The sequence below is a fragment of the Enterobacter cloacae complex sp. 397G4 genome (assembly GCF_050031515.1).
GTDB lineage: Bacteria > Pseudomonadota > Gammaproteobacteria > Enterobacterales > Enterobacteriaceae > Enterobacter > Enterobacter hormaechei_C.
In genome coordinates this window covers 269,534-292,685 of the sequence record NZ_JBLGWE010000001.1, presented here as the reverse complement: position 1 = coordinate 292,685, position 23,152 = coordinate 269,534, and the positions used below count along the sequence as shown (strand labels likewise).

Below are 23,152 nucleotides of genomic sequence, written 5' to 3'. Positions count from 1 at the left end.
CTCACCCCGGCCCTCTCCCACAGGGAGAGGGAGAAAAGCGGATGCAAAACCGCTGCTTGCGGCGGTAAGCATAGACATCTTCCACGTGCCCATTTTTGATCCGCGTTTGCAGCCCGCGCCAGTAGCTGGCGCGGAACAGATCGGCATGCATCTCTTCGAATAGCGGCCCGATGCGCGGGTCGGCACAAAGCCAGTGGCGAAACTCCTCCGGAAACACATCGCCCGGCGATACGCTGTACCACGGCTCGCTGGACAGTTCATCTTCCGGGTAGCGCGGCGGCGGGATATCGCGGAAGTTCACCTCGGTCATGTAGCAAATTTCATCATAATCGTAGAACACCACCCGCCCGTGACGGGTGACGCCGAAGTTTTTAAACAGCATGTCGCCGGGGAAAATATTGGCGGCGGCGAGCTGGCGAATCGCATTGCCGTACTCTTCAATGGCGTCTCGTAAAGCCTGACCTTCGGACTGCTCCAGCCAGATATTTAGCGGCACCATCCGGCGTTCGATGTAGAGATGGCTAATCGCAATCTTATCGCCAAGATCGGTAATTTTCGTCGGCGCTTCCTGCATTAGCAGCGACATCAGCGACGGATCGATCTGCTGCTTATCCAGCACAAAGTTTTCAAACTCCTGGGTATCCGCCATTCGCCCGACGCGATCGTGCTCTTTAACCAGCTGATAGCAGGCGCGGACGTGAGCGGCGGTCATCTCTTTCTGCGGGGCAAATTTATCCTTAATCACCTTAAACACGCGGTCGAAGCCCGGCAGTGTGAAAACCAGCATCACCATGCCGCGGATCCCCGGCGCTTCGATAAACTGCTCATCAGCCGTGGTGACATAACGCAGGTATTCCCGATAACTTTCCGTTTTGGCATGCTTCTGACAGCCAATCGCCATATACAGCTCGGCGGTGGTTTTGCCCGGCAGGATCTCGCGCAGCCACTCCACCAGGGCGGCAGGCAGTGGGGCATAGACCATGAAATAGGAACGGGCGAAGCCAAATACGATGCTGGCCTCGGCGCCGGTGGTCAGGCAGGTATCGACAAACAGTTCGCCGTCGTCGGTACGGTGAATGGGTAGCAGAAACGGCACGATGGCTGTCGGCGTAACCAGTTTGCCCACCAGCCAGGCGGCCTTATTCCGGTAGAAAAGCTCGTTGGCAACCTGCAAATGGCTGCGGCTGAGCACCGCCTCGCCGAAGGTTTCACTGAGATATGCGTGGATATAGCCGATATCCCGGGGTTTATTCTCCCACGGCAGGCGCAGCGGCAAATCCGTTAAGACGCGGTGCAGGAGCTTTTCCCAGCCGCGATCGGGAAAGAAATCTTTCGCCAGCGGACGCGGAATGGTACGGAAGCGGCGCTCCGGCTGGGAGCTGAAGATAAATAACCGCTCAGGAGATAATGAGCGGTGGTCAAATAACCGGCAATAGACGGAGTTGAAAAAGCTCTCCGCAATCTCGAAGCGCGGGTAGTCGGGTAACAGATGGGTGTAATGCTCTTTCACGCGCAGTAAAAATTCCGCATCCGGGCTTTTACCGTCGGTGATACAGCGCAGTTGCTCCACCACCAGACCTACGTGGTGATCATAAAGATGGATACGCTGCTTCATGGCCTGCTGAACCGCATGCCAGTCGGCGTGCTCAAAACGCTGTTGCGCGCCTGAGGTGACTTCCAGAAAGCGGCCATACTGGGCATCGAAGCCCTGCAAAATAGTTTGGGCAATCAGTAATTCCAGACCACGCGACATATATTCCCCCTCACCCCAACCCTCTCCCCGAGGGGGGAGAGGGGGAAAAGATTAGAACTGTGCTTCTTCCGTCGAGCCCGTTAATGCCGTGACGGAGGAGGCCCCGCCCTGAATAATCGTGGTCACATTATCGAAGTAGCCGGTTCCCACTTCCTGCTGGTGCGAAACGAAGGTATATCCTTCTTTGCCCGCCGCAAATTCTGGCTGCTGCACCTTCTCAACATAGTGTTTCATGCCTTCGCCCTGCGCGTAGGCGTGCGCCAGGTCGAACATGTTGAACCACATGCTGTGGATACCCGCCAGGGTGATGAACTGGTACTTGTAGCCCATATCTGACAATTGCTGCTGGAAGCTGGCGATGGTCGTATCGTCCAGATTCTTTTGCCAGTTGAAGGACGGCGAACAGTTATAGGCCAGCAGCTTGCCCGGATACTTCGCATGAATCGCATCGGCAAAGCGCTTCGCCAGCGCCAGATCCGGCGTGGAGGTTTCACACCAGACCAGGTCGGCGTAAGGGGCATACGCCAGGCCGCGGCTGATCGCCTGTTCAATACCGGCATGTGTGCGATAGAACCCTTCGCTGGTACGTTCGCCGGTAATGAATTCGCTGTCATACGGATCGCAGTCAGAGGTGATCAGGTCCGCCGCGTCCGCATCGGTACGGGCAATCACCAGCGTCGGCACGCCGAGCACGTCAGCAGCCAGACGCGCGGCAACCAGCTTCTGGATCGCTTCCTGGGTTGGCACCAGCACTTTCCCGCCCATATGCCCGCACTTCTTCACCGACGCCAGCTGATCTTCAAAGTGAACGGCCGCTGCACCGGCCTCAATCATGGATTTCATCAGCTCAAAGGCGTTCAGCACGCCGCCGAAACCGGCTTCCGCATCGGCGACGATCGGCAGGAAATAGTCGATAAAACGCGGATCGTGGGGTTCGATACCCGCGGCCCACTGGATCTGATCCGCACGGCGGAAGGTATTGTTGATCCGATCCACCACTGACGGCACCGAGTTCGCCGGATAAAGAGATTGATCCGGATACATGCTGGAGGCAAGGTTAGCATCCGCCGCGACCTGCCAGCCGGAAAGATAGATAGCCTCAATGCCGGCCTTCGCCTGCTGCAATGCCTGACCGCCGGTCAGCGCGCCGAGGCTGTTGATATAGCCTTTTTTAGACCCCCCATGCAGCAGATCCCACATTTTCGCCGCGCCGTTCTGCGCCAGCGTACATTCCGGGTTAACCGAGCCGCGTAACTTCACCACTTCCTCTGCGCTGTACGGACGGCGAATGCCTTCCCAGCGCGGTTGGGTCCACTCTTTTTGTAACTCTTCGATCTGTTGGGTACGGGTTTTCATGTGCAGATGCTCCATATTGTTATGTGGTGAATTACGCCAGGAAGCGGTAGCCCGGCAGGGTCAGGAAGTCGATTAAGTCATCAGAGGTGGTGATTTGCTCCATCAGGCGTGCGGCATCGTCAAAACGCCCGCTGCTGAAGCGGTGCTCGCCCAGTTCGTCCTGGATGACCCGCATCTCTTCGGCCAGCATCTGACGGAACAGGGCTTTGGTTACCGGTTTGCCGTTGCTGAGCGTTTTTTGATGATGGATCCACTGCCAGATGGAGGTACGTGAAATTTCCGCCGTGGCGGCATCTTCCATCAGGCCGTAGATAGGCACGCAGCCGTTGCCTGAGATCCATGCCTCGATGTACTGCACGGCGACGCGAATGTTGGCGCGCATCCCCTCTTCCGTGCGTTCGCCCGCACACGGCGCCAGCAACTGTTCTTCTGCGATTGGCGCATCGTCTTCACGGGTGACAAACAGCTGGTTTTTGTTGTCGCCGAGTACGCGGTTAAAGACTTCCATCGCCGTATCGGCCAGACCAGGATGGGCAATCCACGTCCCGTCGTGGCCATTACGGGCTTCCAGCTCTTTATCGGCTTTCACCTTGTTGAGCACCTGATTGTTACGCTCTGCGTCTTTGCTCGGGATAAACGCCGCCATACCGCCCATCGCAAAGGCGCCGCGTTTGTGGCAGGTCTTAATCAGCAGGCGCGAGTAGGCGCTGAGGAACGGTTTATCCATGGTGACAACCTGACGATCCGGCAATACCCGGTCGGTATGGTTTTTCAGGGTTTTGATGTAGCTGAAGATGTAATCCCAACGGCCGCAGTTCAGGCCCACAATATGGTCACGCAGCGCATGGAGGATCTCATGCATCTGGAATACGGCAGGCAGGGTTTCAATCAGCAGCGTGGCCTTAATGGTGCCGCGCGGCAGGCCAAAGCGGTCTTCTGCGTAGCTGAAGACTTCACTCCACCACGCCGCTTCCTGCCAGGACTGGGTTTTCGGCAGATAGAAATAGGGGCCGCTGCCTTTCGCCAGCAGGTTTTTATAGTTGTGAAAGAAGTACAGCGCAAAGTCGAACAGGCTGCCCGGAATCGCTTCTCCGCGCCAGGTGACGTGTTTTTCTGGCAAATGCAGACCGCGTACGCGGCAGATCAGCACCGCCGGATTCGGTTTGAGCTGGTAAATTTTACCGGCTTCGTTGGTATAGCTGATGGTGCCGTTGACGGCGTCGCGCAGGTTGATCTGCCCGTCGATAACTTTCTGCCAGTCCGGCGCGAGGGAATCTTCGAAGTCCGCCATAAATACTTTGACGTTGGCATTCATGGCGTTGATCACCATTTTGCGCTCTACCGGACCGGTGATCTCTACGCGACGATCCTGTAAATCTTCAGGGATTCCGCGAATTTTCCATTCACCATGACGAATGGAAGCGGTTTCCGAAATAAACCCTGGCAACTTGCCGTTATCGATCTCCTGCTGTTGATGAATGCGCGCCGCCAGCAGTTTATTACGCTGTGGCGTAAAGCGAGTCACCAGTTCAGTCAGAAACTCTACCGCTTCTGCCGTCAAAACTTGCTGTTCTTGTTCACCATTCGGCTGGGTAAAGGTCAGTTCATCGACCGTTGTTGCCTGTTGAGTCATCGTTCTGCTCCTCATCAAAGATCCAAAATCACGCCCCCGACGCGAGCGAAAGATCGTTGTGTAGTTTTCGCTCAGCAGAATTAAGACTATCTATAATTTTTCCAAAATCAAAAACAATTTCCATTTTAATTTATATATAATCACAACTGCATGATTAATATGGAATTAAAGTTTTCTTCGATGTTGAGTTGGATTTCGGAAATAAAAAAGGCACCCGAAGGTGCCTGATCTGAATAGCTGAAACGCTTTAGGATCGTTTAATGCAGACGATTACTCCAGCGTCGGATTCATGTGGCGCAGATCGTACGGCGTAATCTGGTAGACGTAATAGTTGAGCCAGTTGGTAAACAGCAAATTTCCGTGGCTACGCCAGGTTGCCCGAGGCGTGTTTTGCGGATCATTTTTCGGGAAATAGTTGTACGGGACATCCGGATTCAGACCCGCTTCAACGTCACGAAAATACTCTGAGGCGAGGGTATGTGGATCGTACTCAGGATGGCCGGTAACGAACGCGATGCGTTTGTCTTTACTGGCGAACAGGTAGGCATCGCCGTCTTCCGTTTCGGCCAGGATTTCCAGGTCGGTGTAATCGCGGATCAGCTGTGCCGGAAAATCGGCGTAGCGAGAATGCGGGGCCAGGAAAGTGTCATCGAAACCACGCGTCAGCAGCGCATGCGGGTGAAGAATGTGGTGTTCGTATACGCCAGAAAGTTTGTCGCTGCGGGTTTGCTTGGGAATGCCATAGAGGATATTCAGTGCGGCCTGTACCGCCCAACAGACAAACAAGGTGGACGTGACGTGATCTTTTGCCCACTCCAGCACCTGCCTGATCTGTGGCCAGTAGGCAACGTCATTAAATTCCACCAGACCCAGCGGTGCGCCGGTGACGATCAGTCCATCGAAATTCTCATCGCGAATATCTTCAAAATTACAGTAGAAGTTATTCAGATGCTCAGCAGGCGTGTTGCGTGACTCACGCGCGTCAATGCGCAGCAGCTGGATATCAACCTGAAGCGGAGAGTTGGAGAGCAAACGCAGGAACTGGTTCTCCGTTTCGATCTTCTTTGGCATCAGATTAAGGATCAGCACCTTCAGCGGGCGAATTTCCTGACCAGAAGCACGCGAAGTTGTCATTACGAAGACATTCTCTTCACGCAAGAAATTGACGGCTGGTAGCTCGTCCTGCACCCGAATCGGCATAACCTTAAATCCTCACAGCATACGTATAAACGTTTAGACATCCAGACAGCTAACGATACCCAGAAACGGGGTTAATGTCGAGTCTGCAAGCGAAAGGTGAGAAAGTTTCAAGGAGGGAGAGCATGTAGGGCGGGTAAAGCTGGGCCACCACCCGACTTTTCAGAACGTACAAAGCAAAAAACCCCGCACCTTACGGTACGGGGTTCTTCTTAATTGATGCCTGGCAGTTCCCTACTCTCACATGGGGAGACCCCACACTACCATCGGCGCTACGGCGTTTCACTTCTGAGTTCGGCATGGGGTCAGGTGGGACCACCGCGCTAAAGCCGCCAGGCAAATTCTGTTAATCTGTATCAGGCTGAAAATCGTGTCTGTCTCTTCGCCAAAACACCTTCGGCGTTGTAAGGTTAAGCCTCACGGTTCATTAGTATCGGTTAGCTCAACGCATCGCTGCGCTTACACACCCGACCTATCAACGTCGTCGTCTTCAACGTTCCTTCAGGAGACTCAAGGTCTCAGGGAGAACTCATCTCGGGGCAAGTTTCGTGCTTAGATGCTTTCAGCACTTATCTCTTCCGCATTTAGCTACCGGGCAGTGCCATTGGCATGACAACCCGAACACCAGTGATGCGTCCACTCCGGTCCTCTCGTACTAGGAGCAGCCCCCCTCAATTCTCCAGCGCCCACGGCAGATAGGGACCGAACTGTCTCACGACGTTCTAAACCCAGCTCGCGTACCACTTTAAATGGCGAACAGCCATACCCTTGGGACCTACTTCAGCCCCAGGATGTGATGAGCCGACATCGAGGTGCCAAACACCGCCGTCGATATGAACTCTTGGGCGGTATCAGCCTGTTATCCCCGGAGTACCTTTTATCCGTTGAGCGATGGCCCTTCCATTCAGAACCACCGGATCACTATGACCTGCTTTCGCACCTGCTCGCGCCGTCACGCTCGCAGTCAAGCTGGCTTATGCCATTGCACTAACCTCCTGATGTCCGACCAGGATTAGCCAACCTTCGTGCTCCTCCGTTACTCTTTGGGAGGAGACCGCCCCAGTCAAACTACCCACCAGACACTGTCCGCAACCCGGATTACGGGTCTACGTTAGAACACCAGCCATTAAAGGGTGGTATTTCAAGGTTGGCTCCACGCAGACTGGCGTCCACGCTTCAAAGCCTCCCACCTATCCTACACATCAAGGACCAGTGTTCAGTGTCAAGCTATAGTAAAGGTTCACGGGGTCTTTCCGTCTTGCCGCGGGTACACTGCATCTTCACAGCGAGTTCAATTTCACTGAGTCTCGGGTGGAGACAGCCTGGCCATCATTACGCCATTCGTGCAGGTCGGAACTTACCCGACAAGGAATTTCGCTACCTTAGGACCGTTATAGTTACGGCCGCCGTTTACCGGGGCTTCGATCAAGAGCTTCGCGTTGCCGCTAACCCCATCAATTAACCTTCCGGCACCGGGCAGGCGTCACACCGTATACGTCCACTTTCGTGTTTGCACAGTGCTGTGTTTTTAATAAACAGTTGCAGCCAGCTGGTATCTTCGACTGATTTCAGCTCCACCCGCAGGGGCTTCACCTACACATCAGCGTGCCTTCTCCCGAAGTTACGGCACCATTTTGCCTAGTTCCTTCACCCGAGTTCTCTCAAGCGCCTTGGTATTCTCTACCTGACCACCTGTGTCGGTTTGGGGTACGATTTCGTGTTACCTGATGCTTAGAGGCTTTTCCTGGAAGCAGGGCATTTATCACTTCAGCACCGTAGTGCCTCGTCATCACACCTCAGCGTTAACAAGGTACCGGATTTACCTGGAACCTCCGCCTACATGCTTAAACCGGGACAACCGTCGCCCGGCTGACATAGCCTTCTCCGTCCCCCCTTCGCAGTAACACCAAGTACAGGAATATTAACCTGTTTCCCATCGACTACGCCTTTCGGCCTCGCCTTAGGGGTCGACTCACCCTGCCCCGATTAACGTTGGACAGGAACCCTTGGTCTTTCGGCGAGCGGGCTTTTCACCCGCTTTATCGTTACTTATGTCAGCATTCGCACTTCTGATACCTCCAGCATGCCTCACAGCACACCTTCAACGGCTTACAGAACGCTCCCCTACCCAACAACACATAGTGTCGCTGCCGCAGCTTCGGTGCATGGTTTAGCCCCGTTACATCTTCCGCGCAGGCCGACTCGACCAGTGAGCTATTACGCTTTCTTTAAATGATGGCTGCTTCTAAGCCAACATCCTGGCTGTCTGTGCCTTCCCACATCGTTTCCCACTTAACCATGACTTTGGGACCTTAGCTGGCGGTCTGGGTTGTTTCCCTCTTCACGACGGACGTTAGCACCCGCCGTGTGTCTCCCGTGATAACATTCTTCGGTATTCGTAGTTTGCATCGGGTTGGTAAGCCGGGATGGCCCCCTAGCCGAAACAGTGCTCTACCCCCGAAGATGAGTTCACGAGGCGCTACCTAAATAGCTTTCGGGGAGAACCAGCTATCTCCCGGTTTGATTGGCCTTTCACCCCCAGCCACAGGTCATCCGCTAATTTTTCAACATTAGTCGGTTCGGTCCTCCAGTTAGTGTTACCCAACCTTCAACCTGCCCATGGCTAGATCACCGGGTTTCGGGTCTATACCCTGCAACTTAACGCCCAGTTAAGACTCGGTTTCCCTTCGGCTCCCCTATACGGTTAACCTTGCTACAGAATATAAGTCGCTGACCCATTATACAAAAGGTACGCAGTCACCCCATAAAGAGGCTCCCACTGCTTGTACGTACACGGTTTCAGGTTCTTTTTCACTCCCCTCGCCGGGGTTCTTTTCGCCTTTCCCTCACGGTACTGGTTCACTATCGGTCAGTCAGGAGTATTTAGCCTTGGAGGATGGTCCCCCCATATTCAGACAGGATACCACGTGTCCCGCCCTACTCTTCGAGTTCACAGCAAGTGTGCTTTCGTGTACGGGACTATCACCCTGTACCGTCGGACTTTCCAGACCGTTCCACTAACACACAAGCTGATTCAGACTCCGGGCTGCTCCCCGTTCGCTCGCCGCTACTGGGGGAATCTCGGTTGATTTCTTTTCCTCGGGGTACTTAGATGTTTCAGTTCCCCCGGTTCGCCTCGTTAACCTATGTATTCAGTTAACGATAGTGCAACGGATTGCACTGGGTTTCCCCATTCGGACATCGCCGGGTCAAGGGTTCATATCACCTCGCCGGCGCTTTTCGCAGATTAGCACGTCCTTCATCGCCTCTGACTGCCAGGGCATCCACCGTGTACGCTTAGTCGCTTAACCTCACAACCCGAAGATGTTTCACTTCTGATTGCGAAAATTTGAGAGACTCGAACACACATGAGCTGTGTGTCGTTTCAATTTTCAGCTTGATCCAGATTTTTAAAGAGCAAAACTTCTTAATGCACTCAAAAGTACATTCAGAAGTTCATCATTCATCAGACAATCTGTGTGAGCACTGCAAAGGCAGGTTCTTTAAGGTAAGGAGGTGATCCAACCGCAGGTTCCCCTACGGTTACCTTGTTACGACTTCACCCCAGTCATGAATCACAAAGTGGTAAGCGCCCTCCCGAAGGTTAAGCTACCTACTTCTTTTGCAACCCACTCCCATGGTGTGACGGGCGGTGTGTACAAGGCCCGGGAACGTATTCACCGTGGCATTCTGATCCACGATTACTAGCGATTCCGACTTCATGGAGTCGAGTTGCAGACTCCAATCCGGACTACGACGCACTTTATGAGGTCCGCTTGCTCTCGCGAGGTCGCTTCTCTTTGTATGCGCCATTGTAGCACGTGTGTAGCCCTACTCGTAAGGGCCATGATGACTTGACGTCATCCCCACCTTCCTCCAGTTTATCACTGGCAGTCTCCTTTGAGTTCCCGGCCTAACCGCTGGCAACAAAGGATAAGGGTTGCGCTCGTTGCGGGACTTAACCCAACATTTCACAACACGAGCTGACGACAGCCATGCAGCACCTGTCTCAGAGTTCCCGAAGGCACCAATCCATCTCTGGAAAGTTCTCTGGATGTCAAGAGTAGGTAAGGTTCTTCGCGTTGCATCGAATTAAACCACATGCTCCACCGCTTGTGCGGGCCCCCGTCAATTCATTTGAGTTTTAACCTTGCGGCCGTACTCCCCAGGCGGTCGACTTAACGCGTTAGCTCCGGAAGCCACGCCTCAAGGGCACAACCTCCAAGTCGACATCGTTTACGGCGTGGACTACCAGGGTATCTAATCCTGTTTGCTCCCCACGCTTTCGCACCTGAGCGTCAGTCTTTGTCCAGGGGGCCGCCTTCGCCACCGGTATTCCTCCAGATCTCTACGCATTTCACCGCTACACCTGGAATTCTACCCCCCTCTACAAGACTCTAGCCTGCCAGTTTCGAATGCAGTTCCCAGGTTGAGCCCGGGGATTTCACATCCGACTTGACAGACCGCCTGCGTGCGCTTTACGCCCAGTAATTCCGATTAACGCTTGCACCCTCCGTATTACCGCGGCTGCTGGCACGGAGTTAGCCGGTGCTTCTTCTGCGGGTAACGTCAATTGCTGAGGTTATTAACCTCAACACCTTCCTCCCCGCTGAAAGTACTTTACAACCCGAAGGCCTTCTTCATACACGCGGCATGGCTGCATCAGGCTTGCGCCCATTGTGCAATATTCCCCACTGCTGCCTCCCGTAGGAGTCTGGACCGTGTCTCAGTTCCAGTGTGGCTGGTCATCCTCTCAGACCAGCTAGGGATCGTCGCCTAGGTGAGCCGTTACCCCACCTACTAGCTAATCCCATCTGGGCACATCCGATGGCAAGAGGCCCGAAGGTCCCCCTCTTTGGTCTTGCGACGTTATGCGGTATTAGCTACCGTTTCCAGTAGTTATCCCCCTCCATCAGGCAGTTTCCCAGACATTACTCACCCGTCCGCCACTCGTCAGCGAAGCAGCAAGCTGCTTCCTGTTACCGTTCGACTTGCATGTGTTAGGCCTGCCGCCAGCGTTCAATCTGAGCCATGATCAAACTCTTCAATTTAAAAGTTTGATGCTCAATGAATTAAACTTCGTAATGAATTACGTGTTCACTCGTTGAGACTTGGTATTCATTTAGTGTCCGAGGACATTAAGAATCCATGTCACTTTGAGTGCCCACACAGATTGTCTGATAAATTGTTAAAGAGCAGTTGCGACGCGCTTCAGCGCTCTGTCGCGAGGTGGCGTATATTACGCTTTCCTCTTTCAGAGTCAACCCGTTATTTCAGGATTTTTTCTCTTCAACCGACCGGGTTATCTGTGAAGTGATTCACATCCGCCGTGTCGATGGAGGCGCATTATAGGGAGTTCTCCGCAGGCCGCAACCGCTAAATGACAGAAAAATGACTGACTGCTGCATTCCACAGCAAAACCCCGCCTTATACCTTTTTACGCACAGACTTATCCACAATGATACGAAAAAGTAAAAATGTGCGAGCGTTGCGCAAACGTTTTCGTTAAAATGCTCGCGCTTCACAAGGATGCCTCGTCAGGTGTGTTAGATGAGTTTTTCACAGGAAAATTCATCTAACGCTCTCTGTAATCGTGAAATCCAGGGGATTTACCATGCAACAACGTCGTCCAGTCCGCCGCGCTCTGCTCAGTGTTTCTGATAAAGCCGGTATCGTCGAATTCGCTCAGGCACTTTCTGCACGTGGCGTAGAGCTGCTTTCTACAGGCGGTACCGCTCGCCTGTTAGCAGATAAAGGTCTGCCGGTAACCGAAGTGTCCGATTACACCGGTTTCCCGGAAATGATGGATGGACGCGTCAAAACCCTGCACCCGAAAGTGCACGGCGGTATTCTGGGCCGTCGCGGTCAGGACGACGGCATTATGGAGCAGCACAATATTGCCCCCATCGACATGGTGGTTGTTAACCTCTACCCGTTCGCCCAGACCGTTGCCCGCGAAGGCTGTTCTCTGGAAGACGCGGTTGAGAATATCGACATCGGCGGCCCGACCATGGTGCGCTCCGCAGCCAAGAACCATAAAGATGTGGCCATCGTGGTAAAGAGCAGTGACTACAACGCCATTATTAATGAGATGGATGCCAACGAAGGGTCCCTGACGCTTGAAACGCGTTTCGATCTCGCCATCAAAGCCTTCGAGCATACCGCCGCCTACGACAGCATGATCGCCAACTACTTCGGTAGCCTGGTACCTGCCTACCACGGTGAAAGCAAAGATCCATCTGGCCGCTTCCCGCGCACGCTGAACCTGAACTTCATTAAGAAGCAGGATATGCGTTACGGCGAGAACAGCCACCAGCAGGCTGCCTTCTATATAGAAGAAGAGGTAAAAGAAGCCTCTGTAGCGACTGCCCAGCAGGTACAGGGCAAAGCCCTCTCCTATAACAACATTGCCGATACCGACGCCGCGCTGGAATGCGTGAAAGAGTTCAGCGAGCCAGCCTGCGTTATCGTCAAGCACGCCAACCCATGCGGCGTTGCGGTAAGTGCGTCTATTCTGGAAGCTTACGATCGCGCCTACAAAACCGACCCGACCTCCGCGTTCGGCGGCATTATCGCCTTCAACCGCGAGCTGGATGCGGAAACCGCGCAGGCCATCATCTCCCGTCAGTTTGTCGAAGTGATCATCGCGCCATCAGCATCCGAAGAGGCGCTGAAAATCACCGCGGCGAAACAGAACGTGCGCGTACTGGTTTGCGGCCAGTGGGCAGAGCGCGTTCCAGGCCTGGACTTCAAGCGCGTGAACGGCGGGCTGCTGGTTCAGGACCGCGATCTGGGTATGGTGGGCGAAGCCGATCTGCGTGTCGTCACCAAACGTCAGCCAACCGAGCAGGAACTGCGTGACGCGCTGTTCTGCTGGAAAGTGGCGAAGTTTGTGAAATCCAACGCCATCGTCTACGCCAAAGAGAACATGACCATCGGAATAGGCGCAGGCCAGATGAGCCGCGTTTACTCTGCGAAAATCGCGGGTATTAAAGCAGGTGACGAAGGTCTGGAAGTCAAAGGTTCCGCCATGGCTTCTGACGCCTTCTTCCCGTTCCGTGACGGTATCGACGCGGCCGCTGCTGTGGGCATCACCTGTGTGATCCAGCCTGGCGGTTCAATCCGTGATGACGAAGTGATTGCCGCTGCCGACGAGCATGGCATCGCAATGATCTTCACCGACATGCGCCACTTCCGCCATTAATTCCCGGAGCAGAAAATGAAAGTATTAGTGATTGGTAACGGCGGGCGCGAGCACGCCCTGGCGTGGAAAGCAGCGCAGTCTCCGCAGGTTGAAACCGTCTTTGTGGCACCGGGTAACGCCGGGACCGCGCTGGAGCCCGCACTACAGAACGTCGCCATCGGCGTAACCGACATCCCGGCGCTGCTGAGCTTTGCCCAAAACGAGAATATCGATCTGACGATTGTTGGCCCGGAAGCACCGCTGGTGATCGGCGTTGTAGATGCCTTCCGCGCCGCGGGCCTGAAAATTTTCGGCCCAACGGAAGGGGCTGCGCAGCTGGAAGGCTCAAAAGCCTTCACCAAAGATTTTCTCGCGCGTCATAACATCCCGACGGCGGAATATCAGAACTTCACCGAGGTAGAGCCTGCTCTGGCTTACCTGCGTGAAAAAGGCGCGCCGATTGTGATCAAAGCCGACGGCCTGGCTGCCGGGAAAGGCGTTATCGTGGCGATGACCCTCGAAGAAGCGGAAGCCGCCGTGCAGGATATGCTGGCGGGTAACGCCTTTGGCGACGCGGGCCACCGCATCGTGATTGAAGAGTTCCTCGACGGCGAAGAAGCGAGTTTTATCGTGATGGTTGACGGCGAGCACGTTCTGCCGATGGCGACCAGCCAGGATCACAAGCGCGTAGGCAATGCCGACACGGGGCCAAACACCGGCGGGATGGGAGCTTACTCCCCTGCTCCGGTGGTCACTGACGAAGTACACCAGCGCACCATGGACCGCATCATCTGGCCAACCGTGAAGGGGATGGCTGCGGAAGGCAATACCTACACCGGTTTCCTTTACGCAGGCCTGATGATCGACAAGCAGGGTAACCCGAAGGTGATTGAATTCAACTGCCGCTTCGGCGATCCGGAAACCCAGCCGATCATGCTGCGCATGAAGTCCGATCTGGTTGATCTGTGTCTGGCGGCGTGCGAAGGCAAGCTGGACGAGAAAACTTCCGAGTGGGACGAGCGTGCCTCTTTAGGTGTGGTGATTGCTGCGGGTGGCTATCCGGGTAGCTACAACACCGGAGATGAGATCCACGGCCTGCCGCTGGAAGAGATTGACGGTGCGAAGGTGTTCCACGCCGGTACAAAGCTCTCTGACGACGACCGCGTGCTCACCAACGGCGGTCGCGTGCTGTGTGCGACCGCGCTGGGCCAGACCGTGGCAGAGGCGCAGAAGCGCGCCTATGCGCTGATGGCGGATATTCACTGGAATGGCAGCTTCAGCCGCCAGGATATCGGCTATCGTGCCATTGCGCGGGAGCAGGGAGAGTAATTTCACACCCTCACCCTAACCCTCTCCCACAGGGAGAGGGGATTTACGTCAGAAACTCTTCTCTGTCGGCTGCCAGGTGCAGAAATCTTCATTCGCCACCAGCAACAGCTGAGAGCCTTCCGGCGCTTCCAGCCATGCCACACTCACCTCCACAGATGAATGCCGCTGACGACGCTGAATGTGTTCGGTTGCCCAGGATTCAAGCTCAGGCTTCACCGTCTGCCCTTCGCAGGTGGTCACCGTGCCGTCGGCATGCCAGCGCCCCTGGCGCAGCACCACGCGGCCCTGACGCAGCGCATCGCTGGTCTGGCGGAGTTGTTCAGCACGGTAGCGGTAGAGAGCGACCTGATCGCTGGAAAGCTGCTGTTTCAGTCCACTGACCTCATGCTGCATAAAGCTCAGCTCGCCGTGGTCGTCGAAACGCACCTTCACGTGTTCGGGAGTCTTACTGTAGATATTCAGTTCAATGAGCGACAGCGCATCGCCCTGCCAGCGGTATTCTGCGGTCGAGGTGTTGCCGTTATGCCACGGGCTGAATGCGGTGAGCATATGGACTTCATCGCTGGAATCTTTGCGCCAGATCCTGACCGCACCCTGGTTGTCAGCATAGCCGCTGGCGGTAAACGGGGGGAGTGAGGAATCATGGCTACAGGCAGACAGCAACAGTACGCCTGCCAGCGCGAGTGTTCCACGCCAGAATGACAAAAGGGGCGTTGCCGCCCCTTCGTTAAAACTGTTCACTGCCACGCGTCTTACTTAACTGCGTCTTTCAGTGCTTTACCAGAAACAAATGCCGGCACGTTAGCTGCGGCGATTTTGATTTCTTTACCGGTCTGCGGGTTGCGGCCAGTACGCTCAGCGCGGTGGTTCACTTTGAAGGTACCGAAACCAACCAGTTGTACAGCATCGCCTTCTTTCAGAGACTCAGTAATAGCAGCCAGGGTAGATTCCAGAGCAGCTTTAGCCTGCACTTTAGACAGATCAGCCTTGTCCGCAATTACATCAATCAGTTGAGTCTTGTTCATAAGTTATCCTTTCAATGTGTTTATCGCTTGCTAAGCATCGAGTGCGACGAAAATGCCAAAAAAGCACTCTCCTGCATACACGCACCGATAGCCACTTTTTTTCGCCCCCCAAATGTAGACCAGACGGGGGGCGAAAGGGAAGAGTCGAGGAGTGACAAAACAGGCGTTAAATCACGTTTTGTTGTCTCATTGGTTAAAAATTATACCAATATTGCTCTCACCGGCCTCGCGAAGGTCCGCGCGAAGCCCTTTGATCAGCTCAATATCACGTTCTTCACACTCCGCCAGCAGACGGAAAATTTCCCACTGAATATCCCATTCCTGTTCAACCGCCGGGTTAGCACGCAGCTCCTCGTCGGTCATTTCACGGCCTTCCTGGGTCATTTCCAGCATCGCAACGGTGGTAATGGATGCCTTACTGACTTCAATGGCGTGTTCCAGGGTTTCACCGCTCAGACGGGAGTGGATCAGCTCGCTCAACGCCACACAGGCATCAATGGCCGGGTAGACGCCATACAGGTCGAAATCATCCGCAGCCGGAATAGCCTCTTCCAGCTTTTCGAGCTGAGAGTCAAAATTTACCTTCGCATCTTTGACCGTCAGCGTCTCCCAGATTAAATCCAGGATACGACGATAAATCTGGCCTTCGCCAAACGCCGTCTGCTTGCAGAACGCGGCATAGTTGGGATACATGCGCTCGCACAGGCAAGCCATAAACGTCACGTGCTGCCAGCTTTCCAGCTTCTCAAGGCGCAGATGAATCGGGTTTTGTAACATGATGATGTCTCGAATCGAAAATTAGCCGCAGTTTACCTGAATCACGGCTGAATTTCCTGCCAACGAATGAATGCCGGACGTGAAGAGGCCACGGCGTCAGCCCAGCGGGTTGGCTCAGGTAAACGGTAGCCCTTCATACAGCGTTGCACCCACGCCAGTGCGCTATCCATGCTGACCCGATGCCCGGTGGCGATAAACAACGGGTTGCAGCGCGCTTTACTGCGCCAGACCCACGCCAGCTGCTCGCCTTTATGGATAAGCGGCGCCAGTGCGCCCGGTTCGGCAGAGAGCGGCTCAAACGCGCCGCACAGGCGTTTTTTCGCTACGCCGATGGTCGGCACGTCCACCAGCAGACCAAAGTGGCTGGCGACGCCTAAGCGACGCGGATGGGAGATACCATGCCCATCAACAAACAGTAGATCGGGTTTTTGCGAGAGTTGCTCCCACGCGGCCAGCAGCGCGGGATATTCGCGGAAGGAGAGAAAGCCGGGGATATAGGGCATGGTGGTGGCGATACGCGCCACCTTGTACTCCACCAGCTCCAGCGAAGGGTATTTCAGCACCACCATCGCCGCTCGCGTCACTTCACCACCCTGCTCAAATCCGACGTCCGCCCCGCCAATGTACCGCGGAGGGTCCGTATCCAGACGATCCTCGCGGATCACTGATGAAGCCAGTTCGATTTGCTGAGCGCGTAGCGACGCGAGATCCATAACCACTCCTTACTTATGATACTGGGCAGAAAGCCGATGCACCGCCTCCACAAATACGCCAGCGTGTTCTGGCGGTACATCCTGATGAATACCGTGACCGAGGTTGAAGACGTGGCCTTCGCCCTGGCCGAAACCAGACAGTATAGTCGACACTTCTTCTTCGATACGGGCAGGCTGCGCATAGAGCATGGACGGATCCATGTTGCCCTGGAGCGCCACTTTGTCCCCCACGCGACGGCGCGCATCGGCAATATCGGTGGTCCAGTCGAGGCCCAGCGCGTCGCAGCCGGTGGCCGCCATCGCTTCCAGCCACTGACCGCCGCCTTTGGTAAACAGCGTCACCGGCACGCGACGGCCTTCGTTTTCACGCAGCAGGCCATCGACAATTTTGTGCATGTAGTACAGGGAGAACTGCTGATAATCACGTCCGGTCAGCACGCCGCCCCAGGTGTCGAAAATCATCACCGACTGCGCGCCCGCTTTAATCTGCGCGTTGAGATAGAGCGTGACGCTCTTCGCCAGCTTGTCGAGCAGGGCATGCAGGGCCAGCGGCTCGGCGTACATCATCTTTTTGATGACGGTAAAGGCTTTGCTGCTGCCGCCTTCCACCATGTAGGTGGCCAGCGTCCACGGACTACCGGAGAAGCCAATCAGCGGCACGTCGCCTTTCAGTTCGCGGCGAATGGTGCGCACGGCGTTCATCACATAGCCCAGCTCGCCTTCAGGATCGGGGATCGGCAGCTTATCAACGTCGGCTTTGCTTTTGATCGGAGAGGTAAAACGCGGGCCTTCTCCGGTTTCGAAATAGAGCCCAAGGCCCATCGCATCCGGAATGGTGAGAATGTCCGAAAAAAGAATGGCGGCATCGAGCGGGAAGCGGCGCAGCGGCTGGAGCGTCACTTCACAGGCCAGCTCGGCGTTTTTGCACAGCGACATAAAATCGCCTGCCTGCGCGCGCGTGGCTTTGTACTCTGGCAGATAGCGTCCCGCCTGGCGCATCATCCACACCGGGGTGACATCAACGGGCTGGCGCAGCAGCGCACGCAGATAACGATCGTTCTTCAGTTCGGTCATTTTGCAGTTCCTTATTGCGTCAGTCCGTCAGTGTAACACTACTCATACTCGGCCCGACACATTGCCACGGTATCTTCTATCAGGCGACGCGCCACCGTTCCCGGTGGGGGCAGCAGCGGTAAATCGTCGTAGCGATACCAGTTCGCCTCCAGCAGCTCTTTCTGATCGATAACAATCTCGCCGCTGTCGTATTCCGCCATAAACGCGGTCATCAGGGACATCGGGAACGGCCACGGCTGCGACGTCACATAGCGCAGGTTTTTCACCTTAATGCCGCTCTCCTCCATCACCTCGCGCGCCACCGCCTGTTCCAGCGTTTCGCCGACTTCCACGAACCCGGCGAGGACGGTGTGAATGCCGTTGCGATGGCGGGTATGCTGCGCCAGCAGGATGGAATCATCACGGCGGATGGCGACAATGATGCACGGTGCGATTTGCGGGTAGTAGCGTTCACGGCAGTGGCCGCAGAGCATTGCCCACTCGGTTTTGCTCGGGTGCATGGTGTGGCCGCAGTAGCCGCAGTATTTGTGCGAGCGGTAAAACTCCGCCAGCTGCACGCCGCGCCCCGCCAGCTGGAACAGGCCGACATCCCGATCCAACACCTGACGAACGGATCCCATATCCTGACGACGAGCCTGTTGGATCAACCATACCGGATCGCCCTGCCACTCGCCGATCCGCAGCGCCGGTTGGCCGACGAGATCGAAGATGTCTGCCGCACCGTAGGGTATCTCCCCACCGGGCAGCCATAATTTTTGTTCGTGACTGACGATCCACCAACCCAGATCTGATTTTTCAATAATACGATCCATATCTATTGCACTACCTTCGCTTCACTGACATGTTGTTAGCATTATGGTTACATTTTGGATAAGCAGATCCCATTCTAAACCTTATGGAGTCGACCATGTTAAACCAGCTGGAAAGCCTGACTGAGCGCGTTGGAGGAAGTAACACCCTGGTGGATCGCTGGCTACATGTGCGCAAGCATCTACTCGTGGCGTATTACAATCTGGTTGGTCTTAAGCCTGGCAAAGAATCCTTTATGCGGCTGAATGAAAAAGCGCTGGACGACTTCTGTCAGAGCCTGGTCGACTACCTCTCCGACGGCCATTTCAACCTTTATGAACGCATTATCCGCGAAATGGAAGGGACAACGCCGTATTTAGCGGCCAGCAAACTCTGTCCGCTGCTGGAAGCCAACACCCAGCAGATAATGGACTACTACGATTCCACGCTAGAGAACGCTATCGATCACGATAACTATCTTGAGTTTCAGCAGGCGCTTTCCGATCTTGGCGAAGCGCTGGAAGAGCGATTCACGCTGGAAGACAAGCTCATCGCCCTCGTGCTGGACAACAACCTGAATATCAGCACCAGCGATAACGTTGCGCGCCCTGCTTGAGTTCTTAATCGTTAACGAGTAATTTACAACCATTCGCCCCTCTCACGAGGGGGATTTTTCTTGTCGGAGTGCCCAGTGTGAAAGCACGGGCTGAGACCGTTAATTCGGGATCCGCGGAACCTGATCAGGTTAATACCTGCGAAGGGAACAAGAGTCACACTGCTGTTGTATCGCCCCTGAGGCGATCTTCTCTTGCTTCATCCGTCGTCTGACAAGCCATGTCCTTCACATCTGGAATGAGCTATGTCTACAACAAAACTGACCCGCCGCGAACAGCGCGAACACGCACAACGCTTCATCGACACCCTGGAAGGCACCGCTTTCCCGAACTCAACGCGCATCTACATCACCGGTTCACAGGCTGATATCCGCGTGCCGATGCGCGAAATCCAGCTCAGCCCGACGCTTATCGGCGGCAGCAAAGAAAACCCGCAGTTTGAAGACAACGAAGCCGTGCCGGTGTATGACACCTCCGGCCCGTACGGAGACCCTTCTGTTGCTATCAACGTACAGCAGGGTCTGGCAAAACTGCGCCAGCCGTGGATTGACGCCCGTAACGACTGCGAAGAACTGAGCGTGCGCAGCTCGGCGTATACCAACGCGCGCCTGGCCGACGACGGTCTGGACGAGCTGCGCTTTACCGGCCTGCTGACGCCGAAACGCGCTAAAGCGGGCAAATGCGTCACCCAGCTGCACTACGCGCGCCAGGGTATCGTCACGCCGGAGATGGAGTTCATCGCCATCCGCGAAAACATGGGCCGCGAGCGCATCCGCAGCGAAGTGCTGCGCCACCAGCATCCTGGTGAAGGGTTTGGCGCTCGCCTGCCGGAAAACATCACGCCGGAATTTGTGCGTGACGAAGTGGCCGCCGGGCGCGCCATTATCCCCGCCAACATCAACCACCCGGAATCCGAGCCGATGATTATCGGCCGCAACTTCCTGGTGAAGGTCAACGCCAACATCGGCAACTCAGCGGTGACGTCATCCATCGAAGAAGAGGTGGAAAAGCTGGTCTGGTCGACGCGCTGGGGCGCGGACACGGTGATGGACCTTTCCACTGGCCGCTATATTCATGAGACCCGCGAGTGGATCCTGCATAACAGCCCGGTGCCGATTGGCACCGTCCCGATTTATCAGGCGCTGGAGAAGGTCAACGGCATCGCCGAAAACCTCACCTGGGAAGCGTTCCGCGACACGCTGCTGGAGCAGGCCGAGCAGGGCGTGGACTACTTCACCATCCACGCGGGCGTGCTGCTGCGCTACGTGCCGATGACGGCGAAACGTCTGACCGGTATCGTCTCACGCGGCGGTTCGATTATGGCGAAATGGTGCCTTTCCCATCATCAGGAAAACTTCCTCTACGAACACTTCCGCGAAATCTGCGAAATTTGCGCCGCGTACGACGTCTCCCTGTCGCTGGGCGACGGCCTGCGTCCTGGCTCCATCCGCGATGCTAACGACGAGGCGCAGTTTGCCGAGCTGCACACGCTGGGCGAGCTGACCAAAATCGCCTGGGAGTACGACGTGCAGGTGATGATTGAAGGCCCGGGCCATGTGCCGATGCAGATGATCCGTCGCAACATGACCGAGGAGCTGGAGCACTGCCACGAAGCACCGTTCTACACCCTGGGGCCGCTGACCACCGATATTGCGCCGGGCTACGACCACTTCACGTCAGGCATTGGCGCGGCGATGATCGGCTGGTTCGGCTGCGCCATGCTCTGCTACGTGACGCCGAAAGAGCACCTCGGGCTGCCAAACAAAGAGGACGTGAAGCAGGGGCTGATCACCTACAAGATTGCCGCCCACGCGGCGGATCTGGCGAAAGGCCATCCGGGCGCGCAAATTCGCGACAACGCCATGTCCAAAGCGCGCTTTGAATTCCGCTGGGAAGACCAGTTTAACCTGGCCCTCGATCCGTTCACCGCCCGCGCCTATCACGACGAAACCCTGCCGCAGGAATCGGGCAAAGTTGCGCACTTCTGCTCCATGTGCGGACCTAAATTCTGCTCGATGAAGATCAGCCAGGAAGTACGCGATTACGCCGCCGCGCAGACCATTGAAGTCGGCATGGCGGACATGTCGGAAACCTTCCGCGCGAAAGGCGGCGAAATCTACCTCAAAAAAGAGGAGGCATAATGTACCAGCCTGATTTCCCCCCTGTCCCCTTCCGCTTAGGGCTTTACCCGGTGGTGGACAGCGTGGCGTGGATCGCCCGCCTGCTGGAAGCTGGCGTTCGCACCCTCCAGCTACGCATCAAGGATAAACGCGATGAAGAGGTGGAGGCCGACGTGATCGCCGCTATCGCGCTGGGACGTCGCTACCACGCCCGCCTGTTTATCAACGACTACTGGCGGCTGGCGGTTAAACACCAGGCGTACGGCGTGCATCTGGGACAGGAAGATCTGGAAACGACCGATCTCAACGCGATCCGTGACGCCGGTCTGCGGCTGGGCGTTTCTACCCACGATGATATGGAGATCAACGTGGCGCTGGCGGCCCGCCCCTCTTACATCGCGCTCGGGCACGTTTTCCCAACGCAAACCAAACAGATGCCGTCCGCTCCACAGGGTTTGACGCAGCTGGCGGCCCACGTTAAGCGCCTTGCCGATTACCCCACCGTCGCCATCGGCGGGATCAGTCTTGAACGTGCGCCCGCGGTGCTGGAGACCGGCGTCGGCAGTATCGCCGTCGTCAGCGCTATCACCCAGGCGGCAGACTGGCAGGCCGCCACCGCGCAGCTTTTACAACTGGCAGGAGCAGGCGATGAAAGATCGTGATTTTATGCGTTACAGCCGCCAGATCCTGCTGGAGGATATCGCCATCGAGGGGCAGCAAAAGCTGCTCGCCAGCCGGGTACTGATTGTCGGTCTGGGCGGATTAGGCACCCCCGCCGCGCTGTATCTGGCCGGCGCGGGCGTGGGCACGCTGGTGCTGGCCGATGACGACGAGGTACATCTCAGCAATCTGCAACGGCAAATTCTCTTTACGACAGAAGATATCAACCAGCCTAAAGCGCACGTTACGCGCCAGCGGCTGAACCAGCTTAACCCCGATATCGAACTGGTCGCACTCCAGACGCGGCTGAGCGGGGAAGATCTGCAACGCGAAGTGGCCCTTGCCGACGTGGTGCTGGACTGTACGGACAATATGGCGACACGTCAGGCCATCAACGCGGCCTGTGTTGCGCAGAACACGCCGCTGATCACCGCCAGCGCGGTCGGTTTCGGTGGGCAAATAATGGTGCTTACGCCGCCGTGGGCACAGGGCTGCTACCGCTGCCTGTGGCCGGACGAGGCTGAACCGGAGCGTAACTGCCGCACGGCAGGCATTCTGGGCCCGGTGGTGGGCGTGATGGGTACTCTTCAGGCGCTGGAGGCCATCAAGTTGCTCAGCGGCATGGAGACAGAACGCAACACGCTGCGGCTGTTCGATGCCCGCTCCAGCGGCTGGCGTCATCTGGCGTTGAACCGTGCCAGCCACTGCCCGGTATGCGGAGGCCGCAATGCGCATTCTGTTTAACGATGAGCCGATGACGTGCGACGACGATCTCACCGTTGCCGCCCTGCTCGACATGCTGCGCCAGCTGAAGCCGGGAACGGCGCTTGCGCTCAATCAACAGATCCTGCCGCGCGAGCGGTGGGAACATCAGCAGGTCAATGAGGGCGACCAGATCCTGCTGTTTCAGGTTATCGCAGGGGGCTGAG

At 56.0% G+C, this 23,152-nt stretch carries 17 protein-coding genes, 3 rRNA genes and 1 riboswitch; of the genes, 7 read left to right on the top strand and 13 right to left on the bottom strand.

The genetic code is table 11. The annotated features are described in order from the left end of the window. Position 1: 1 nt before the first annotated feature. The 7 genes from aceK to ACQG1Y_RS01385 all read right to left on the bottom strand — a co-directional run bounded on the left by aceK (position 2) and on the right by ACQG1Y_RS01385 (position 10,990). Positions 2-1,753, bottom strand: coding sequence for a bifunctional isocitrate dehydrogenase kinase/phosphatase (gene aceK / locus ACQG1Y_RS01415; RefSeq protein ID WP_047056486.1), 1,752 nt, complete (start codon positions 1,751-1,753; stop codon positions 2-4). A 51-nt stretch (positions 1,754-1,804) separates the two neighbouring features. Then, positions 1,805-3,109, bottom strand: a complete 1,305-nt coding sequence (aceA, locus tag ACQG1Y_RS01410) for an isocitrate lyase (protein ID WP_023295753.1) — start codon at positions 3,107-3,109, stop codon at positions 1,805-1,807. A 31-nt stretch (positions 3,110-3,140) separates the two neighbouring features. Continuing rightward, positions 3,141-4,742, bottom strand: a complete 1,602-nt coding sequence (aceB, locus tag ACQG1Y_RS01405) for a malate synthase A (protein WP_032646862.1) — start codon at positions 4,740-4,742, stop codon at positions 3,141-3,143. Positions 4,743-5,012: 270 nt separating this feature from the next. Next, complete coding sequence (metA, locus tag ACQG1Y_RS01400; RefSeq protein ID WP_017382604.1) at positions 5,013-5,942, bottom strand: homoserine O-acetyltransferase MetA; 930 nt, start codon at positions 5,940-5,942, stop codon at positions 5,013-5,015. A 218-nt stretch (positions 5,943-6,160) separates the two neighbouring features. Further along, positions 6,161-6,276: ribosomal RNA gene (gene rrf / locus ACQG1Y_RS01395) — 5S ribosomal RNA — on the bottom strand. A gap of 69 nt (positions 6,277-6,345) precedes the next feature. Further along, positions 6,346-9,250, bottom strand: a 23S ribosomal RNA gene (locus ACQG1Y_RS01390). Positions 9,251-9,448: 198 nt separating this feature from the next. After that, positions 9,449-10,990: ribosomal RNA gene (locus ACQG1Y_RS01385) — 16S ribosomal RNA — on the bottom strand. The 16S, 23S and 5S rRNA genes sit together here, the layout of an rRNA operon. Positions 10,991-11,553: 563 nt before the next feature. Between ACQG1Y_RS01385 and purH the strand changes: the two genes are divergently transcribed. Then, complete coding sequence (gene purH, locus ACQG1Y_RS01380) at positions 11,554-13,143, top strand: bifunctional phosphoribosylaminoimidazolecarboxamide formyltransferase/IMP cyclohydrolase (RefSeq protein WP_023295751.1); 1,590 nt, start codon at positions 11,554-11,556, stop codon at positions 13,141-13,143. A gap of 15 nt (positions 13,144-13,158) precedes the next feature. Further along, the gene (gene purD, locus ACQG1Y_RS01375) at positions 13,159-14,451 is read left to right on the top strand and encodes a phosphoribosylamine--glycine ligase (RefSeq protein ID WP_015569963.1); all 1,293 of its coding nucleotides are present in this window, start codon (positions 13,159-13,161) and stop codon (positions 14,449-14,451) included. A gap of 48 nt (positions 14,452-14,499) precedes the next feature. Here purD and ACQG1Y_RS01370 read toward each other — a convergent pair whose 3' ends face one another. From ACQG1Y_RS01370 to nudC, 6 genes are all read right to left on the bottom strand, one after another. Next, a complete protein-coding gene (locus tag ACQG1Y_RS01370; protein ID WP_017384076.1) occupies positions 14,500-15,192 on the bottom strand; it encodes a DUF1481 domain-containing protein in 693 nt (230 codons plus the stop codon). An 11-nt stretch (positions 15,193-15,203) separates the two neighbouring features. Continuing rightward, positions 15,204-15,476: a nucleoid-associated protein HU-alpha gene (gene hupA, locus ACQG1Y_RS01365; protein WP_002445246.1), complete on the bottom strand. Its 273-nt coding sequence runs from the start codon at positions 15,474-15,476 to the stop codon at positions 15,204-15,206. A 186-nt stretch (positions 15,477-15,662) separates the two neighbouring features. After that, positions 15,663-16,253 carry a YjaG family protein gene (locus ACQG1Y_RS01360; protein WP_003862310.1) on the bottom strand — a complete coding sequence of 197 codons (591 nt, stop codon included), beginning with the start codon at positions 16,251-16,253 and terminating at the stop codon, positions 15,663-15,665. 41 nt (positions 16,254-16,294) lie between these two features. Next, on the bottom strand, positions 16,295-16,966 hold the full coding sequence (nfi, locus tag ACQG1Y_RS01355; protein ID WP_003862312.1) for a deoxyribonuclease V: 672 nt from the start codon (positions 16,964-16,966) through the stop codon (positions 16,295-16,297). A gap of 9 nt (positions 16,967-16,975) precedes the next feature. Continuing rightward, a complete protein-coding gene (gene hemE, locus ACQG1Y_RS01350; protein ID WP_022650209.1) occupies positions 16,976-18,040 on the bottom strand; it encodes a uroporphyrinogen decarboxylase in 1,065 nt (354 codons plus the stop codon). Between the two features lie 38 nt (positions 18,041-18,078). Further along, positions 18,079-18,852: an NAD(+) diphosphatase gene (nudC, locus tag ACQG1Y_RS01345; RefSeq protein WP_015569966.1), complete on the bottom strand. Its 774-nt coding sequence runs from the start codon at positions 18,850-18,852 to the stop codon at positions 18,079-18,081. Between the two features lie 95 nt (positions 18,853-18,947). Between nudC and ACQG1Y_RS01340 the strand changes: the two genes are divergently transcribed. The 5 genes from ACQG1Y_RS01340 to thiS all read left to right on the top strand — a co-directional run bounded on the left by ACQG1Y_RS01340 (position 18,948) and on the right by thiS (position 23,151). Then, positions 18,948-19,445, top strand: a complete 498-nt coding sequence (locus tag ACQG1Y_RS01340; RefSeq protein WP_017384077.1) for an Rsd/AlgQ family anti-sigma factor — start codon at positions 18,948-18,950, stop codon at positions 19,443-19,445. 54 nt (positions 19,446-19,499) lie between these two features. After that, a riboswitch (TPP riboswitch) is annotated at positions 19,500-19,609 on the top strand. 79 nt (positions 19,610-19,688) lie between these two features. After that, on the top strand, positions 19,689-21,584 hold the full coding sequence (gene thiC / locus ACQG1Y_RS01335) for a phosphomethylpyrimidine synthase ThiC (RefSeq protein WP_368740916.1): 1,896 nt from the start codon (positions 19,689-19,691) through the stop codon (positions 21,582-21,584). Beyond that, positions 21,584-22,225, top strand: coding sequence for a thiamine phosphate synthase (gene thiE, locus ACQG1Y_RS01330; RefSeq protein ID WP_045348337.1), 642 nt, complete (start codon positions 21,584-21,586; stop codon positions 22,223-22,225). Before thiC ends, thiE begins: the two co-directional genes overlap by 1 nt. Beyond that, entirely contained in the window at positions 22,212-22,967 is a 756-nt protein-coding gene (thiF, locus tag ACQG1Y_RS01325) for a thiazole biosynthesis adenylyltransferase ThiF (RefSeq protein WP_023302918.1), read from the top strand. Before thiE ends, thiF begins: the two co-directional genes overlap by 14 nt. Next, complete coding sequence (gene thiS / locus ACQG1Y_RS01320) at positions 22,951-23,151, top strand: sulfur carrier protein ThiS (RefSeq protein WP_015569971.1); 201 nt, start codon at positions 22,951-22,953, stop codon at positions 23,149-23,151. Before thiF ends, thiS begins: the two co-directional genes overlap by 17 nt. Position 23,152 lies beyond the last annotated feature (1 nt).